A 16,573-nucleotide genomic window follows, 5' to 3' on the forward strand; every position below is an offset into this window, starting at 1 on the left:
AGTGCTACGTCGAAGAGTCTGGCGGCGGGAGGGGGCCGGCGCGCTGGTGCCGGGACCCGTCTTCCCGGGGGGTTAACCCCACCCTTTGCCGCTGGGGCTGGCCACCCCCGACGGCGTAAAGCCAGGTTAAGAAGGCACCCGGGCCGGTCTCGTCCTCCGTCGGTACGAACCCTCCCCGAGACGTAGTACGGAGGTACCCCTAGGGGCTCTCCACCGCCAGGTGGAGCGGTTCTCGGGGTCGGCTCCACCCTTCGACCCGCGCCTGTCCGTCCCGGCGATGCCACCCCGCACCCTTCCGTCGCGGGAAGGTCAAGGCTGCCCCGGCGCGCGGGGCAGGTGGGAAGCTGTCCTCCGGCAGATGGATGCAGGGGGCACGGGAGACGGCGGCAGGGGAGGGCGGCGGTGGAGGACACGAGACCCGCGACCCGCGAGGGCGCAGCGCGACGCACGGGCGGAGAGCGGCGGGGCGCGGTGGTGGCCGCGCTGATGCTCTCCATGGCGCTGGCCGCCCTGGACTCCACCGTGGTCTCCACGGCCGTCCCGCAGATCGTGGGCGACCTGGGCGGGTTCTCGGTGTTCTCCTGGCTGTTCTCGGGCTATCTGCTCGCGGTGACGGTCACCCTGCCCGTCTACGGCAAGCTCTCCGACACCTTCGGCCGCAAGCCGGTGCTGGTGGTGGGCGCCGCGCTGTTCCTGCTGGGGTCGCTGCTGTGCGCGCTCGCCTGGAACATGGCGGCGCTGATCGCGTTCCGCGTGGTGCAGGGGCTGGGCGGCGGCGCGCTCCAGGGCACGGTGCAGACGCTCGCCGCCGATCTGTATCCGCTGGAGGAGAGGCCGAAGATCCAGGCGAAGCTGTCCACGGTGTGGGCGGTGTCGGCGGTGGCCGGCCCCGGCCTGGGCGGGGTGCTCGCGGCGTACGCGGACTGGCGCTGGATCTTCCTGGTCAACCTGCCCATCGGGGCGGTGGCGTTGTGGCTGATCGTCCGTCACCTGCACGAGCCGCAGCGGGAGTCGCGGGCGGCCCGCGAGCCCGGGCGGGAATCGTCGCCACGCGCGCGTGAGAGCCGGAACCCCGCACCGGAATCGTCGCCACGCGCGCGTGTGGACTGGGGCGGGGCGTTGGGCGTGTTCGCCTGTGGTGGGGTGTTGCTGACCGCACTGGTGCAGGGCGGGGTGGCCTGGCCGTGGTGGTCCGGGCCCTCGCTGGGGCTGTTCGGGGCGGGGCTGGCGCTGGCGGGACTCGTGGTGGTGGTCGAGCGCCGGGCGGCGGAGCCGATCATCCCGGGGTGGGTGTGGCGGCGCCGTACGATCGCCGCGGTCAATCTGGCGCTGGGCGCGCTGGGCCTGCTGATGGTGGCGCCCACGGTGTTCCTGCCGACGTACGCGCAGTCGGTGCTGGGGCTCGGTCCCGTGGCGGCCGGCTTCGTGCTCTCGGTGTGGACGCTGAGCTGGCCGGTGTCGGCCGCGCTGAGCCAGCACCTGTACCGGCGGATCGGCTTCCGTGACACCGCGCTGCTCGGCATCGGCGCCGCCGCGCTGGTCCTGCTGGCTTTCCCCTTCCTGCCGTATCCCGGCGCGGCCTGGCAGCCGGCCCTGCTGATGCTGGTCCTCGGCGCGGCGCTCGGCCTCTTCCAGCTGCCGCTGATCGTGGGGGTGCAGTCGACGGTGGGCTGGTCGGAGCGCGGGACGACGACCGCGTCGGTGCTGTTCTGCCGGCAGACCGGGCAGACGATCGGCGCCTCGGTGTTCGGCGCGGTGGCCAACGGGGTGCTGGCGTCCCGGCTGGGCGGGGCGGGCGACCTGGACTCGGTCACCCGCGCGCTCGACGCCGGTACGGCGCCCGAATCCGTCCGGCGCGCTGTCGCGAGCGCCGTGCACGCCGTGTATCTGGGCGCGTCGTGCGCGGCCGCGCTGGCCTTCCTGGTGCTGCTGTGTGTGGCGCCGCGCCGGTTCCCGGTGCTGGGGGAGCAGGAGCGGGCCGAGCCTCCGACGGCGGACGAGCAGCCGGAGGGCCGGGCGGAACAGCGCGGTTAATGCGGGTAACACCCCAGGTCAGCGGCCGGATCGCACAGTAAGCGCATACCGACCGACCAGTTTGGTGAAAAGACTTCGCACCGACCGTACTCCCGAGTAACGTGCGTGGCTCGCCACCCCCACCCCACCTCCCTGCGGTCCGCCGCCACGGACCCGAGCCGCGCAAGGAGCACGGGATGTCCTACGACCCGTCCCGCCCCCGCCCGACATACCCCTGGCAGCCGCCACCCCCGCCACCCGCCGCACCCCCGCGCCACCGCCCCGACCACCCCACCCCGCTCGGGCACCACAGCGACCTGCGGACGCTGCGCGGGGCCTACCGCCGCCAGCGCCGCGTGGCCACGCTCACCGCGCTCGGCTACTTCGTCGTGTTCCTGATCCTGTCCGGCTTCGCGCCGTCCCTGATGACGGCCACCGTCACCACCGGACTGCCCGCCGGCCTCCTCCTCGGACTGATCCAGCTCCCCGTCACCTGGCTGGCGATCGGCGTCTACGAGCGCACCGCCCGGCGCCGGGTCGACCCGCTCGCCGACCGCATCCGCAAGCAGTACGAGATCGACGCACGGCGGGGGGCCACCCGGTGAGCACGGCACCGACCCCCCTCGCGGCCTCCGTCACGGAGTTCAGCGGCGACGCGCAGACCACGTCCCTGGCCGCCTTCACCGCGGTCGCCACCGTCACCCTGCTGCTGTGCGTGATGACCGGCCCCGACCGCGACGACCTGGACGAGTTCTACACCGGCTACCGCTCGCTGTCCCCGCTGCGCAACGGCCTCGCCATCGCCGGCGACTACATCTCCGCCGCCACCGTCCTCGGCACCGGCGGAGTCATCGCCCTCTGCGGCTACGACGGTGTCGTCCTCGCCCTCAGCACGGCCCTGTCGCTGATGCTGCTGATGTTCCTGCTGGCCGAACCCCTGCGCAACGCCGGCCGGTTCACCATGGGCGACGCGCTGGCCAGGAGGATGCCCGGGCGCGCCGTACGGATCACCGCCTGCGCCGTCACCCTCGCCGCGCTGCTGCCGATGATGCTGGTGCAGCTCGCCGGCACCGGACAGCTCCTCGCGTTCATCCTGGGCTTCTCCGCAGACTCCGTGAAGACCGGCTGTGTCGTCGTCATGGGCGCACTGATGATCAGCTATGCGGCGATCGGCGGCATGAAGGGCACCGCGCTCATCCAGATCCTGAAGATCGTGACCCTGCTCGGCTCCGGAATCGCCGTCGCCCTCGTCGTCCTCGCGCGCTTCGACTGGAACCCCGGCACCCTGTTCGACGCGGCCGCGCAGGGCAGCGGGGTCGGCGACGCGTTCCTGCGCTCGGGCTTGGAGTTCGCCGACAGCCCGTACCCCCGTGTCGACATGATCACGGCCCAGCTGTCGGTCGTCCTCGGCGGTGCCTGCCTGCCGCACATCACCATGCGCATGTACACCGCCTCCAGCGCCCGCCAGGTGCGCCGCTCCCTGTCCTGGGCGGTGTCCGGGGTCGCGGTGTTCGTCCTGGTCATGACGGTCGTCGGATGCGGCGCCACGGCCCTGGTCGGACGTGCGGCGATCGCCGCGGCGGACCCGCGGGGCAACACCGCCTATCTGCTGGGCTCACGGGCCGCGTTCGGCGCGGAGCTGTCCACCGCGGAGACCCTGCTGTTCACGGCGGTCACCACGGCGATCTTCCTCACCGTCCTGGCCTCCGTCGCGGGCATGATCCTCGCCTGCGCCAACTCCCTCGCCCACGACGTCTTCGCGGCACGCGCGCGAGGCACCACCCCCCGGCGCGAGATGCTGATCGCCCGGCTGTCCGCGCTGGCCGTCGGCGCACCGACCGTCCTGCTCGCCACCCAGGTGCAGCACCGCAGCCTGCAACCCCTGGTCACGCTCTCCTTCTGCCTGGGCGCCTCCGCGCTCGCCCCCGCCCTCGTCTACAGCCTCTTCTGGCGCCGCTACACCCGCACCGGCCTGCTGTGCACCCTCATCGGCGGCACCCTCGCCGTCCTGGTCCTCATGCCGGGCACGAACCTGGTCTCCGGCTCGCCCGCCGCCGCGTTCCCCGAGGCCGACTTCAACTGGTTCCCCTTCACCACCACCGGCATCGTCACCGTCCCCCTCGGCTTCGTCTTCGGCTGGCTGGGCACCCTGGCCTCCGGCCGGCAGGGCGCCGAGGAGCAGCGCCGCCGCTACGAGGCGGTGGAGGGCTGGATCCTGGCGGGAGCGGCGGTACGCAAGGACAGGTGACGGTCGGACAGCGAACACGGCACGGCACGCGCGCGCATGCGTGCGTGCGTGCCGTGCCGTGCCGTGCCGTGTCTGTCTCTCTGTCTGCCTGTCTCTCTGCCTGCCTGTCCGCCTGGCTGTCCCTGCGGCGCGGTCCGATCACTCCGCCGGGCGGCCCGTGAGCGCCCTGAGGCTCTCCTGGACCTGCTCCATGTGCGCCCGCACCTCCTCCGAGAGCTCCTGGTGCTTGCGCACCACCCGTTCGGTCTCCTGCGCGATGCGGTCCTCCTTCAGCCGGGCCTCGGCGAGGATCTGCGTGGCACGCGCGCGTGCCTCCTCCTGCCGCCGGCCGATCGACTCCTGAGCTTCGGTGAACTCCCGCTGCGCCGCGGCCAGAGCCTCCTCGGCACGGGCCACCGCCCGCTCGTTGTTCGCCTCCAGGGCCGCGATGCGCTCGGCCAGCTCACGGTCCGCCTCGGCCCACTTCTCGGCGTGCTCGTGCTTCGGCTCCACCAGCAGACCCGCCGTGCGCTGCCGTACGTCGCGCAGCGCGTCGAGCTCCGCGCCGCGGAACTCCTTCACCTTGCGCCGCGCGGTGACCCGGATACCCTGCGCCTCGGCGCGCGCGGCGAGCAGCCGCTGGTGGGCGTGCTCCTTGGCCTCGGTGCGGATCGCCTCCGCCTGCTCCTGCGCCGTACGGCTCAGCCTCTCGGCGTGCTCCTCGGCCTGCGCGACCTCCTCCGCCGCCTCGCGCCGGGCCCGCTCGACCATCCCCGCCGCCTCTTCCTGGGCGAGCTCCCACAGGCGCCGGGCCTGTTCCCCGAGGGACTCGTACGTCTGCGGTCTGATCTCCGTGCAGGCCTCGCGCAGCCGCTTGGCCTCGACCACCATGTCCTTGGCCAGCATCGTGAGCCGGGTGACCCGCTCCCAGGCCGCGTCGCGTTCGGCGGAGAGCGCGGCGGTGAACATGTCGACTTCTTTGGGCCGGTAGCCGCGCCCGAGAACGGTCACGAACCCCGGCGATGACACCCGTGCGCTGCTCATGCTGTAGCCCCTTCCACCAGACGGACGCGAAATAATGATTTCCCGCATATCTTGATGTATCGGACTTAAGTGTTCATAACGCGACACTCCGGGCACGGGGTGTGGGCCTTCCCGCACAGAAAAGGGCCGGGCCGGTCATATGACCGGCCCGGCCCTCGACACACCTCGTGTCAGCGGGACGCCCGCCTCACAGCAGCCCGTCCCACATCTGCTCCAGCAGCACCGACCACCAGCTCTCCGGCGAACCCAGCGCCGCCGGGTCCAGCGAGGCCAACTGGGCCTGGAAGTCCACCGTCCAGCGCCCGGCCTGCTCCTGGTTCAGCCCGAACCGCAGCCGCCACATCCGGCCCAGCAGAGCGAGACACCGCTGGAACTCGGGCAGCCCGGTGTTCACGAACTGCGGCGGCACCGAACCGCCGCCCGGCCCCGCCTCCACCGGCACCGCGACGATGTTCGCCGTCCCGTACTGCACACAGACGGCCTTGCCGAAGTCACTGCCCATGACGAGGTACGACCCCGCGTCCGGCGCCGACCGCACCCCCCGCTCCGCCGCCAGCTCCGCCAGCGTCGGCACCGGCCGCCCCGGCTGGGCCTGCGCCCAGAAGAACGGCCCCATGTCCATCGGCAGACCCGCCACCACCAGCGTGTGCGCCACGACCGGCGGCACGCCCTGCCGGGACACCGCCGCCTGCTCGAACCGGAAGAGCCCCGGCCCGAACGCCGCGCCCAGCTCCTGCGCGATCGCCTCCGGCGGAATCGGCGGGACCGGCTGCACCGGCGGCAACGGCGCCCGCACCGGCGCGGGCCGCGCGGGACCGTCGGCCACCTGGTGCAACTCCCCCTGGTGTGCCAGCAACTGCTGCATGCCCTGCTGCCGGCTCGCGTGGTCCGTGCCGTACGGCGCGATGCTCGCCAGCCGCGCCTGCGGCCACTGCTCCCGGATCATCCGCGCGCAGTACGCGCCCGGCAGCTCGCACGACTCCAGCTCGGTGTGCAGCTCCAGCACCTGGCCCGGAGGCACGTTCATGGCCCGCAGCTCGTGGAAGATCTGCCACTCCGGGTGCGGGGTGCCCGGCGCCGAACGCCGGATCACCTGCTGCTCCGAACCGTCCTGCGCGCGGTAGCGCAGCACGGCCTGGTACCCCGGGCCGACCGTCGGCTGCCCGGGCGGCTGCTGGGGATACCCGTACCCCGGCGGCTGCCCCGCTCCGGGCCCACCCACGGGCACGCTCCGAGGGGCACCCGCGGGCATCCCAGGGGCGGGCGGCGGGGGCGCACCCGGGGCGCCGACCGGAGGCCCGGCCATCATGGTCTGCGCCTGATGCGGAGCACCGGGGACTCCGGGGGCACCGGGTGCCTGGGGTACGCCGGGCGCGCCCGCCGGAGGCGGCGGCATCCCAGGGGCGCCCGGAGGCTGCGGCGCGCCCCCGACCCCACCGGGGCCACCAGGGCCACCGGGCCCGACCGGACCACCGGGCCCACCCGGGCCCATCCGCCCCGGGTCGGCCAGCATGGTCGCGGCATGGTGCACACCGCCGGGAGGAGCACCCCCCGGCGTGCTCGGGCCGCCCGGCGTGCTCGGGCCGCCCGGGGCGTTCGGCCCGGCGGGCGCGTTCGGCGCACCGGGACCGGCAGGCCCCTCCGGCCCGAGGGCCGACACCAGCTGCGTGGGCACATAGCCCCCCGCCGTCCCGGCCCCGGGCGCACCCGGACCGGGCGGCGGCGGAGTCGGCGCAGCGCCCGGCCGACCACCCGGAGCCCCCGGCGCGCCCGGCGGAGGCGGCGGCGTGGCCCCACCGCGCGGACGGCGCGGAGGAGGAGCCGCCTTGCTGGTCGCGGCGTCGGCGATCTCACCGGCGTTCGGCGCGAGCGACCGCCCCGGCGCGCCCCCACCCGTGGCACCGGCACCGCCAGGCCCCTGTGGATACCCGTACGACGCCCCAGCGGTTCCCTGAGGGGGAGTCGGCGGCACGGGCGCGCCCGGCCCCTGCGGATACGCGTACGACGACCCGTCCGGCCCGGGCGGCGGAGGCGGGGCCGGCGTACCGCCCCGCGTGCCCGCGGCACCCGGTGCGCCCGCGGCACCCGGTGCGCCCGCGGCAGCCGCCGCGCCCGGGGCGTCCATCGCCGGGGCGACCGCCGTCGGCGGCAGCTGGCTGCCGCCCTTCATCAGGGCCGTCTTGGCGTCCGGCAGCCCGGCGGGCGGCGGCGCGGGCTCGTCGGAGCCGCTCAGCGGCGGCGCGAAGACCGTCGCGGGCAGCGGTACGGAACGGTCGTCGCCGGCGTCGCCGTTGGTGTCCGTCCCCGTCCAGGGCGTGGCCCCGGCGGGCGGCGGCGGGACAGGACCCCCCGGCGCACCGGCCGCGGGCCCCGCCGGAACTCCGGGCTGCGTCTGCGGCAGCCCGCTCCCGGACACACCCGCCTGCGTCTGCGGCAGCCCGCTCCCCGACACACCCGCCTGCGTACGCGGCAGCGACGGATCGGGGGCCACGCCCCCACCCGCCGCACCGCCGACACCCACCGCACCGGCCGACAGACCAGCACCGGCACCGGCACCGGCACCGGCACCGGCACCGGCACCAACTCCCGTACCGACCCCGGCTCCCGCGGCCCCGCCGTCGGACTCCCGCGTCTCCCCGATGCCCAGCTTGTCCGCCGCCTCCTGCAACCACTCCGGCGGCGACAACAAGAACGACGTCTGGTTCAGATCCACCCGCGCCGCAGGCGCCGGCACCGCGTCCCGGGGCTCGTCCGGACGCCCGTACTCCTCCTCGTAACGGCGGATCACCTCACCCACCGGCAGCGCCGGCCACAACGTGGCCTCCCCGCTGTCCCGGGCGATCACCAGCCGCTGCGCGCCCCCGTCCGACCGCGGACCCTCCGCGCGGTCCTCCGCCCACACCACGAACCCGAGCCCGAACTCCCGCACCCGCACCTCACGGTGCTGGTACGCCGGAACGTCCCCGTTGATCCACTCCTCGGCGCGCTCCTGCGCCTGCGCGAACGTCACCATCGCTCAGCTCACTCCCCCGCACCGGACGCCACGGGCACCGCACGCGCGAACCCGCCGTCCACCATCAGATTCGCCACCGTCTCCAGCTCCGGCGGATTACCGGCCAGCCGCGACAGGAACACGTCGAAGTCGTCACCGCACGGCAGCAGCAGCCGCTGCGTACGCTCCGCGGGCGGCAACGCGGGATCCACGTCCCGGACGTCGTCGTACGCGCAGAACCACACCGAACCGACCCGCTCGCCCTTCACCTTCACCGCGAGCAGGCCGCCCTGCACGAACCCGACGCCCAGGTAGTCCTTCGTCAGATGGTCCCGCAGACACTTGTTGACGTACACCAGGTCATTGACCGCCGCCTCGTCCCGCACCGTGAAGAACGGCTGGTCCACCAGCAGCCCCAGCTCGGCGTCGAGCGCCGCGCCCACCGGCGCACACCCGCCCGCCGCCTTCAGGAACGACCGGTACGCCCCCGGCAGCCGGTACCCCAGGTCCTCCTCGACCCCCTGCACCTGCGCCTCCGTCACCGCCACACCCGACTTCGGCAGCCCCACATGCGCCGGACGCGTCTCCTGCAACGGCCGCGTCCCCCGCTTCCCCTGGTCCACCGCCGCCGTCGCCAGGCCACCGTGATGCCTCAGCAACGCCTTCACCTCGACCGGAACCAGCTCCAGCCGCCGCGAACCCACCACGTGGTGCCACGTCCAGCCGTGCGGCGTCGCCACGTTCGGCACCGTGTCCCACAACGCGTGACCCGACGCCGCCAGCACCGCGTTCGCCGACACGTAGTCCGTCAGCCGCAACTCGTCCACCCCGAAACCCTCCGGGGGATCCGCGATCTCCGCCGCCGCACGCGCGTACGGCGAGAAATCCGGATAACCGCGCTCGTCGATCCGCACCCCCCTCGGGTGCCGCGCCGCACGCACCGGATCCGGGAAGTGCACGACCTGCCCGGCATAGGCCGCGTTGGGCGGCGCGGCTTGCTGCCCGAGCCGACTCGTCGTCATGGCGGTTGCCCCCTGCGGCACTCTGGTACGGCCCGCAGCGACCGGTCCCGCTTCCGGACCCGGCCCACCACGCCCCGTATCGACTGTCTCCAACGGTTTCCCACACGCGCCCACCGCGCGCGTCACGGTGCCGACAGCCTATGCGGTACGACGACACGGGTCACCGGCGCTCCGTCCGACGCCCCCCGCACCCGTGACCAGCCGTCACCCCACCCTCACGGACCGCCCGAACACGGGCGTGTCGCACCGCCCAGCTTCCCCACCAGCCACGCCATTTGGCACCCTGTGACGTCCGAGGGCATGCTCGGGAGGGGATGACGATCATGAACGTAACGCAAACGGGGCAGCACAACGGGCCGCAAACGCCCGCATCAGGCGACCCCCGCATCGGCTGGTCCAGCACCGAGACCCCCCACACCCCCACACTCCGTCACCGCCGCGACGGCATACTCCCCACCATCGCCGCAGCCCTCTCCGTGCGCGGCGCCACCCTCACCGGCACCGCGGCCCGCGGCGACCAGCCACCGGCCCTGCACCACCTCGTCCAGGACTTCCTCGACACCCTCGGCAGCGCCCAGCGCGACCGCTTCACCGGACGCTGCGCCGAAGCACTCCTCATCTCCCGCCACATCGCGGCCGCCGACGCCGCCCGCAGCAGACGCGCCGCCCGCAAACCCATGACCAACGGCGAAGCCCGCAAGGCACTGAAACAAGCCAAACTCACCGCCCGCCGCATCCGCGAGGACGGCGACCCGCTGCACGGCAGCTTCGCCGCACCCTGCCGCGCCTGCACCGCCCTCAGCGCCCACTTCGGCGTCCGCATCGTCGACCCGGAAGCCGGCGACTGACGCCCCCACCAGCACCGCGAACCAAGCACCGCGAACCAAGCACCGCGCAGACGCACCGCGAACGAAACACCGCGAACGAAACACCGCGCAAGACGCACCGCGAACGACGAACGAAGGCCGATGCACCCGGACCCGCGCACCTCAACCACCCGCTTCCCCGTCCCCGTGGACGCCACCCTGCGCGCCGCCGGCTGGCAACCCGGACGCTGGGACATCAAACAGGCCGAGATCTGGGCCGACACCCTCCGCGACCACACCAGCCCCGCCGGCCACCGCCACGCCGTCTTCCCCGCCGCCGTCGAAGCCTGGGCCGAATTCGGCGGCCTCACCCTCACCCCCGCCGGACCCGGCCGGCAGGTCGCCCCCACACCCCTGCACCTCGACCCCCTCCACGGCCTCCACATGGCCCGCACCCTCGCCGACCTCGGCCGCGCCCTCGACACCGACGTCAGCCCCCTCGGCACCGAGACCGACACCCACTCCCTCCTCGCCATCGACGCCGAAGGCCGCGTCTACGCCCTCGACCACACCGGCGACTGGTACCTCGGCCCCGACATCGACCACGCCCTCGCCACCCTCGTCTCCGGCATCGAACCCGTACGCCTCACCGCCGGCTGACCACCCCCCTCACGCAGACGGAATCACCGCCGACACCCGGAAACCCCCCGCCTCCGTCGGCCCCGACACGAACACCCCACCCAGCGCCACCACCCGCTCCTTCATCCCCACCAGACCGTTCCCCCCGGACGGCAACCCCGCCGAACCCGCCGCACCCGCCTCCGGCGGCGGCCCGTTCTCCACCTGCATCGCGATCTCCGCCACCCGATGCGCCAACCGCACGTGCGTCTTCGCCCCCGCCGCATGCTTGTGCACGTTCGTCAACGCCTCCTGCACCACCCGGTACGCCGTCTGCTCGATCTCCCCCGCATACGAGCGCACCTCCCCCTCCACCGACAGCTCCACCACCATCCCCGCAGCCTCCGACTGCCCGATCAACTCCTCCAACTCCTCCAGACACGGCCCCTCACCGTGCTGCTCCACCACCGCCCGCGAAGCCGCCGCCGCTGCCGCCACCCCCACCGCCGCCAACGGCACCGACGCCGCCGCCCGCTCCCGCTCACCCCCGCTGCGCAGCACCCCCAGCATCTCCCGCAACTCCGTCAACGCCTGCCGCCCCATGTCCCCCACCAACGCGGCGTTCCGCACGGCCTTCTCCGGATCCTTGCGCGCCACGGCCTGCAACGCCGCCGCATGCACCACCATCAGGCTCACCCGGTGCGCGACCACGTCATGCATCTCCCGCGCGATCCGCGTCCGCTCCTCCCCCCGCGCCCACTCCGCCCGCTCCTCCGCCCGCTCCGCGAGCAGCTGCAACTCCCGCTCCAGGCTGTCCGCCCGCTCCCGCAGGCTCTCCATCAGCCGGCGCCGCTGACCGACGTACAGCCCCAGCAGGACCGGCGGCGCGGTCAGGCCCAGCGACATCACCAGCGCCGCGAACGGGATGAACCAGTCCCCGATGGTCAGCCGCCCCGCGTCCATGCTCTGCCGCACCCGGACGAACGTCACGATCAACGTCCCCACCAGCTGCATCCCGGCGAGCGAGGCGGTGATCCGGCGGGGCAGCTCGGACGCGGCGAGCGTGTACAGCCCGACCAGGCCCATCAGGAAGCCCATCTGGGCCGGCGTGATCGCGATCGCCACCAGCACCACGGCGATCGGCCACTGCCGCCGCACCACCAGCACCGACCCCGCGAGCCACCCGAAGACGACCCCCACCGCCACCGGGATCCCGGCGTCCCGGGCGAACGCCACCCCCTCCGCCGCGCACTCCACGGCGGACACCGCGGCCAGGCTCCAGTCGAACGCGGCGCTTCGCCACCTGGGCCACCACAGTGGCCCCCTCCGTTCCGCCGCGGTCTCTTCCCCCGTCGAGGTCATGCCTCCAGCCTACGGGCGGGGCCCCGTCTGTTTCTGTCGACTTTCTACGACCGAAACCAGGCACTTTCCCTCGAACAGGTGAACTGCGCCCGTTCGACCCCGGAACCCTCCATTCCGGCTGGACGGTATGCGTATGGCACATTCACCCGGCAAGTACGCGGACTTCGAGACCCTCCGGGAGCGGGCGATCACCTTGCGGCGGGCGGGCTACAGCCTTCGGCAGATCCGTGACGAGCTGAAGATCTACAACAACGACATCCTCAACAGGCTGGTGAAGGGCGAGCCCCCACCGGAGTGGACGAAGCGCCCGCGAGCAAAGGACGACCTGAGGGCGAAGGCACGGGAGCTCCGGCTGCAAGGCTGGACATACGACCAGATCGAGGTCGAACTGGGTTGCTCCCGGAGCTCAGTGTCGCTGTGGGTACGGGATCTACCGAGGCCGGAACGGCGCGCTCCGGCGGAGCAGGCGCGGCTGGCGAACCGCATGAGGTGGGAGCACGAACTCGCGGTGCGCGACGAGAAGCGACAGCAGACCAAGGCAACCGCAATGGCGCAGATCGGCGAGATGTCAGACCGTGAACTCTTCGTGGCCGGCGTCGCCCTGTACTGGGCGGAAGGCACCAAGGACAAGACGTACGCCCGCCGCGAGACCGTCATTTTCGTCAACAGCGATCCAGGCGTGATCAAGCTCTACCTGGCATGGCTCAACCTGCTCGGTGTGGAGCCGGAGCGCCTGTCCTACCGCGTGATGATCCACATCACCGCGGACGTAGAGGGCGCCAACTGCTACTGGGCGGACCTCGTCGGCGTAGACGTCTCGGCTTTCCAGAGGACGACAATCAAGAAGCACAACCCCAAGACCGTCCGCAAGAACGTGGGAGAGAACTACCGAGGCTGCCTGGTGATCCGAGTATCGCAGGCAGCCGAGTTGTACCGCCAGATCGAGGGTTGGTGGAAGGGCATGGTGGTGGCAGCCGATCAGCGAACCCCGTAGGCTGACCCCGGCAATCCCGGGTTGCTCTGTCGGTAGGGGCGACTGGACTTTGAATCCAGGTAAGACGCAGGTTCGACTCCTGCCCCGGGAGCCGGTTCGCGGGCCCTGACAGCACCGTCAGGGCCCGCTCTCATGTCCGCCAGGAAACGCCCCGGTATCCTTCGGGTGTCCCCACCTCACTCCACAGCCGAAGGGCACATTCGTGAGCGCCATTCGCCCGGCAGCCGTCGTCGTTCTCGCAGCGGGTGAGGGCACCCGTATGAAGTCGGCCACACCCAAGGTCCTGCACGAGCTCTGCGGCCGCAGTCTCGTCGGGCATGTGCTGGCCGCCGCCCGCGAGTTGGACCCCGAGAACCTGGTCGTCGTCGTCGGGCACGCGCGCGAGAAGGTCACCGCGCACCTCGCCGAGGTCGACGCCGCCGTACGCACCGCCGTGCAGGAGCAGCAGAACGGCACCGGTCATGCCGTGCGGATCGCGCTGGAGGAGCTGGGCAGCCGGGTGGACGGGACCGTGGTCGTCGTCTGCGGCGACACCCCCCTCCTGACCGGCGCGACCCTGTCCGCGCTGGCCGCGACCCACCACGGCGACGGCAACGCGGTCACCGTGCTGACCGCCGAGGTGCCGGACGCCACCGGGTACGGGCGGATCGTGCGGGACGAGGCGTCGGGTGCCGTCACGGCCATCGTGGAGCACAAGGACGCCTCCGCGGCCCAGCGGGCGATCCAGGAGATCAACTCCGGGGTGTTCGCGTTCGACGGGGCGCTGCTCGCGGACGCGCTGAAGAAGGTGCGGACGGACAACAGCCAGGGTGAGGAGTACCTCACGGACGTCCTCGGGATTCTGCGCGAGGCCGGGCATCGGGTGGGCGCGTCCGTCGCCGCCGATCACCGGGAGATCGCCGGGATCAACAACCGGGTGCAGCTGAGCGAGGCGCGCCGGATTCTCAACGACCGGCTCCTGACCGCCGCCATGCTGTCCGGTGTGACCGTCATCGATCCCGCCACCACCTGGGTCGACGTCACGGTCACCTTCGAGCAGGACGCGGTCGTCCACCCGGGCACGCAGTTGCACGGTGCGACGCATCTCGGTGAGGGTGCGGAGGTCGGTCCGAACAGCCGGCTGACGGACACGGTCGTGGGTGCGGGGGCCCGGGTGGACAACACGGTCGCCTATGCGTCGCACATCGGCGCGCAGGCGAGCGTGGGGCCGTACGCGTATCTGCGGCCGGGTTCGCGGCTGGGGGCGAAGGGCAAGATCGGGACGTACGTCGAGACGAAGAACGCGTCGATCGGGGAGGGGACGAAGATCCCGCACCTGTCCTATGTGGGGGACGCGACGATCGGTGAGTTCAGCAACATCGGTGCCGCGAGCGTGTTCGTGAACTACGACGGACAGGACAAGCATCACACCACCATCGGCTCGCACTGCCGTACGGGGTCGGACAACATGTTTGTGGCTCCTGTCACGGTCGGGGACGGTGCGTACACCGCCGCCGGGTCCGTGATCACGAAGGACGTGCCGCCCGGTTCGCTGGCCGTGGCCCGTGGTCAGCAGCGGAATATCGAGGGTTGGGTGGCTCGCAAGCGTCCGGGGAGTGCCGCCGCGCAGGCTGCCGAGGCGGCTGTGCGGCAGGGCGAGGGCGAAGGCTGACCGGAAACAGGTGCGTCAAACACGGCGTACCGTGATATGTGCGAACCCGCACCCCTGAGAGACCTCTGAGGAGACAGTGCTGTGACCGGGATCAAGACGACCGGCGAGAAGAAGTTGATGTTCTTCTCCGGCCGCGCCCACCCCGAGCTTGCCGAGGAGGTCGCCCACGAGCTGGGTGTCGGGGTCGTCCCGACGAAGGCCTTCGACTTCGCCAATGGTGAGATCTACGTCCGCTACCAGGAGTCGGCGCGTGGTGCGGACTGCTTCCTGATCCAGAGCCATACGGCTCCGATCAACAAGTGGATCATGGAGCAGTTGATCATGATCGACGCGCTGAAGCGTGCTTCGGCGCGTTCGATCACGGTGATCGTGCCGTTCTACGGCTATGCGCGGCAGGACAAGAAGCACCGGGGCCGTGAGCCGATCTCGGCGCGGCTGATTGCGGACCTGATGAAGACGGCGGGTGCGGACCGGATCCTGACGGTGGATCTGCACACGGACCAGATCCAGGGCTTCTTCGACGGTCCGGTGGACCACCTGTTCGCGCTGCCGCTGCTGGCGGACTACGTGGGCAGCAAGGTGGACAGCGCGAAGCTGACCGTGGTGTCGCCGGACGCGGGCCGGGTGCGGGTGGCGGACCGTTGGTGCGACCGGCTGGGTGCGCCGCTGGCGATCGTGCACAAGCGGCGTGACAAGGACGTGGCGAACCAGGTGACGGTCCACGAGGTCGTGGGCGAGGTCAAGGGCCGGGTCTGTGTGCTGGTCGACGACATGATCGACACGGGTGGCACGATCTGTGCCGCGGCGGACGCGCTGTTCGCGCACGGTGCGGAGGACGTCATCGTGACGGCGACGCACGGTGTGCTGTCGGGTCCGGCGGCCGACCGTCTGAAGAACTCGAAGGTCAGCGAGTTCGTGTTCACCAACACGCTGCCGACGCCGGGTGAGCTGGAGCTGGACAAGATCACGGTTCTGTCGATCGCGCACACGATCGCGAGCGCGGTGCGTGAGGTGTTCGAGGACGGGTCCGTGACGAGCCTGTTCGACGAGCAGTAGGGCTGTTCGCCTCTCAGGATGATCGATTTTTCTGTGGCCTCCTTCGCCGAGTAGACTTCCCCAGTTGCTCGGCGAGGGAGGCCGCATCCTTGGATGCGACGCTCCGTTATCGACGCGCTCTTCGTAGCAGGCCGTTCGTGGCCGGGTGACCACGTCCGATCCGAGTTCCTACGAGGAGTGATCATGTCCGAGGTCAAGATCTCCGCCCAGACCCGCACCGAGTTCGGCAAGGGTGCCGCCCGTCGTATCCGTCGTGACGCCAAGGTTCCCGGTGTCCTGTACGGCCACGGTTCGGACCCGCTGCACCTGACCCTCCCGGGCCACGACCTGCTGCTCGCGCTGCGTACGCCGAACGTCCTGATCTCCCTGGACATCGACGGCAAGACCAACGAGCTGGCCATCCCGAAGGCCGTGCAGCGTGACGCGATCAAGGGCTTCCTGGAGCACGTCGACCTGCTGCTGGTCAAGCGTGGCGAGAAGGTCACGGTCGAGATCCCGGTCCACGCCGAGGGTGAGCTGGCCGCCGGCGGCAACCTGCTGGAGCACGTCCTGAACGCCCTTCCGGTCGAGGCCGAGGCCACCCACATCCCCGAGGGCGTCTCGGTCTCCGTCGAGGGCCTGGAGGCCGGTGCCTCCGTCCTCGCGAAGGACGTCAAGCTGCCGAAGGGGGTCACCCTGGCCGTGGACGGCGACGCCGTCGTGCTGCAGGTGCTGGCCGCGCAGGCCGAGGAGGCCCCGGCGGGCGAGGGCGCCGAGGGCGAAGAGGCCGCCGAGGCCTGAGCCGCGTA

Annotated in this window: 13 protein-coding genes and 1 tRNA gene; 10 read left to right on the forward strand and 4 right to left on the reverse strand. The window is 72.1% G+C overall.

Features of this window, described 5'->3' with window-relative positions:
* Positions 1–402: 402 nt before the first annotated feature.
* From AQJ58_RS17290 to AQJ58_RS17300, 3 genes are all read left to right on the forward strand, one after another.
* A complete protein-coding gene (locus AQJ58_RS17290; protein ID WP_067251098.1) occupies positions 403–2,034 on the forward strand; it encodes an MFS transporter in 1,632 nt (543 codons plus the stop codon).
* Between the two features lie 176 nt (positions 2,035–2,210).
* Entirely contained in the window at positions 2,211–2,618 is a 408-nt protein-coding gene (locus tag AQJ58_RS17295; protein WP_067251100.1) for a DUF485 domain-containing protein, read from the forward strand.
* Positions 2,615–4,261, forward strand: a complete 1,647-nt coding sequence (locus AQJ58_RS17300; RefSeq protein WP_067251102.1) for a sodium/solute symporter — start codon at positions 2,615–2,617, stop codon at positions 4,259–4,261. Before AQJ58_RS17295 ends, AQJ58_RS17300 begins: the two co-directional genes overlap by 4 nt.
* Positions 4,262–4,399: 138 nt before the next feature.
* Here the strand turns inward: AQJ58_RS17300 and AQJ58_RS17305 are convergent, their stop codons facing one another.
* The 3 genes from AQJ58_RS17305 to AQJ58_RS17315 all read right to left on the reverse strand — a co-directional run bounded on the left by AQJ58_RS17305 (position 4,400) and on the right by AQJ58_RS17315 (position 9,298).
* Positions 4,400–5,284 (reverse strand): coiled-coil domain-containing protein, encoded by an 885-nt coding sequence (locus AQJ58_RS17305; RefSeq protein ID WP_067251104.1) that lies wholly within the window; start codon positions 5,282–5,284, stop codon positions 4,400–4,402.
* A 187-nt stretch (positions 5,285–5,471) separates the two neighbouring features.
* Positions 5,472–8,297, reverse strand: a complete 2,826-nt coding sequence (locus AQJ58_RS17310) for an SUKH-4 family immunity protein (protein ID WP_067251105.1) — start codon at positions 8,295–8,297, stop codon at positions 5,472–5,474.
* Between the two features lie 8 nt (positions 8,298–8,305).
* On the reverse strand, positions 8,306–9,298 hold the full coding sequence (locus AQJ58_RS17315; RefSeq protein ID WP_107122072.1) for an SMI1/KNR4 family protein: 993 nt from the start codon (positions 9,296–9,298) through the stop codon (positions 8,306–8,308).
* A 314-nt stretch (positions 9,299–9,612) separates the two neighbouring features.
* On the opposite strand from AQJ58_RS17315, the gene AQJ58_RS17320 reads away from it, so the two are divergent.
* A complete protein-coding gene (locus AQJ58_RS17320) occupies positions 9,613–10,146 on the forward strand; it encodes a YwqJ-related putative deaminase (RefSeq protein ID WP_067251107.1) in 534 nt (177 codons plus the stop codon).
* 120 nt (positions 10,147–10,266) lie between these two features.
* Positions 10,267–10,764 (forward strand): SUKH-3 domain-containing protein, encoded by a 498-nt coding sequence (locus AQJ58_RS17325; protein ID WP_067251109.1) that lies wholly within the window; start codon positions 10,267–10,269, stop codon positions 10,762–10,764.
* A 9-nt stretch (positions 10,765–10,773) separates the two neighbouring features.
* Here AQJ58_RS17325 and AQJ58_RS17330 read toward each other — a convergent pair whose 3' ends face one another.
* Positions 10,774–12,084: a sensor histidine kinase gene (locus AQJ58_RS17330; protein ID WP_067251111.1), complete on the reverse strand. Its 1,311-nt coding sequence runs from the start codon at positions 12,082–12,084 to the stop codon at positions 10,774–10,776.
* Positions 12,085–12,217: 133 nt separating this feature from the next.
* On the opposite strand from AQJ58_RS17330, the gene AQJ58_RS17335 reads away from it, so the two are divergent.
* From AQJ58_RS17335 to AQJ58_RS17355, 5 genes are all read left to right on the forward strand, one after another.
* Positions 12,218–13,078, forward strand: a complete 861-nt coding sequence (locus AQJ58_RS17335; RefSeq protein WP_067251113.1) for a hypothetical protein — start codon at positions 12,218–12,220, stop codon at positions 13,076–13,078.
* A gap of 14 nt (positions 13,079–13,092) precedes the next feature.
* Positions 13,093–13,169 (forward strand) — tRNA-Gln (locus AQJ58_RS17340).
* A gap of 111 nt (positions 13,170–13,280) precedes the next feature.
* Complete coding sequence (gene glmU, locus AQJ58_RS17345) at positions 13,281–14,729, forward strand: bifunctional UDP-N-acetylglucosamine diphosphorylase/glucosamine-1-phosphate N-acetyltransferase GlmU (protein ID WP_079078991.1); 1,449 nt, start codon at positions 13,281–13,283, stop codon at positions 14,727–14,729.
* 81 nt (positions 14,730–14,810) lie between these two features.
* Positions 14,811–15,785, forward strand: a complete 975-nt coding sequence (locus AQJ58_RS17350; RefSeq protein ID WP_067251117.1) for a ribose-phosphate diphosphokinase — start codon at positions 14,811–14,813, stop codon at positions 15,783–15,785.
* A gap of 183 nt (positions 15,786–15,968) precedes the next feature.
* Positions 15,969–16,565, forward strand: a complete 597-nt coding sequence (locus tag AQJ58_RS17355) for a 50S ribosomal protein L25/general stress protein Ctc (RefSeq protein ID WP_067251118.1) — start codon at positions 15,969–15,971, stop codon at positions 16,563–16,565.
* Positions 16,566–16,573 lie beyond the last annotated feature (8 nt).

The organism is Streptomyces sp. DSM 15324 (assembly GCF_001514285.1).
Lineage (GTDB): Bacteria > Actinomycetota > Actinomycetes > Streptomycetales > Streptomycetaceae > Streptomyces.

What these genes read in the sequence shown, in the direction of transcription:
- AQJ58_RS17315 (WP_107122072.1), bottom strand. Translation starts at nt 9,298, where the DNA reads ATGACGACGAGTCGGCTCGGGCAGCAAGCCGCGCCGCCCAACGCGGCC.
- AQJ58_RS17325 (WP_067251109.1), top strand. Translation starts at nt 10,267, where the DNA reads ATGCACCCGGACCCGCGCACCTCAACCACCCGCTTCCCCGTCCCCGTG.
- AQJ58_RS17320 (WP_067251107.1), top strand. Translation starts at nt 9,613, where the DNA reads ATGACGATCATGAACGTAACGCAAACGGGGCAGCACAACGGGCCGCAA.
- AQJ58_RS17330 (WP_067251111.1), bottom strand. Translation starts at nt 12,084, where the DNA reads ATGACCTCGACGGGGGAAGAGACCGCGGCGGAACGGAGGGGGCCACTG.
- AQJ58_RS17310 (WP_067251105.1), bottom strand. Translation starts at nt 8,297, where the DNA reads ATGGTGACGTTCGCGCAGGCGCAGGAGCGCGCCGAGGAGTGGATCAAC.
- AQJ58_RS17295 (WP_067251100.1), top strand. Translation starts at nt 2,211, where the DNA reads ATGTCCTACGACCCGTCCCGCCCCCGCCCGACATACCCCTGGCAGCCG.
- AQJ58_RS17355 (WP_067251118.1), top strand. Translation starts at nt 15,969, where the DNA reads ATGTCCGAGGTCAAGATCTCCGCCCAGACCCGCACCGAGTTCGGCAAG.
- AQJ58_RS17335 (WP_067251113.1), top strand. Translation starts at nt 12,218, where the DNA reads ATGGCACATTCACCCGGCAAGTACGCGGACTTCGAGACCCTCCGGGAG.
- AQJ58_RS17305 (WP_067251104.1), bottom strand. Translation starts at nt 5,284, where the DNA reads ATGAGCAGCGCACGGGTGTCATCGCCGGGGTTCGTGACCGTTCTCGGG.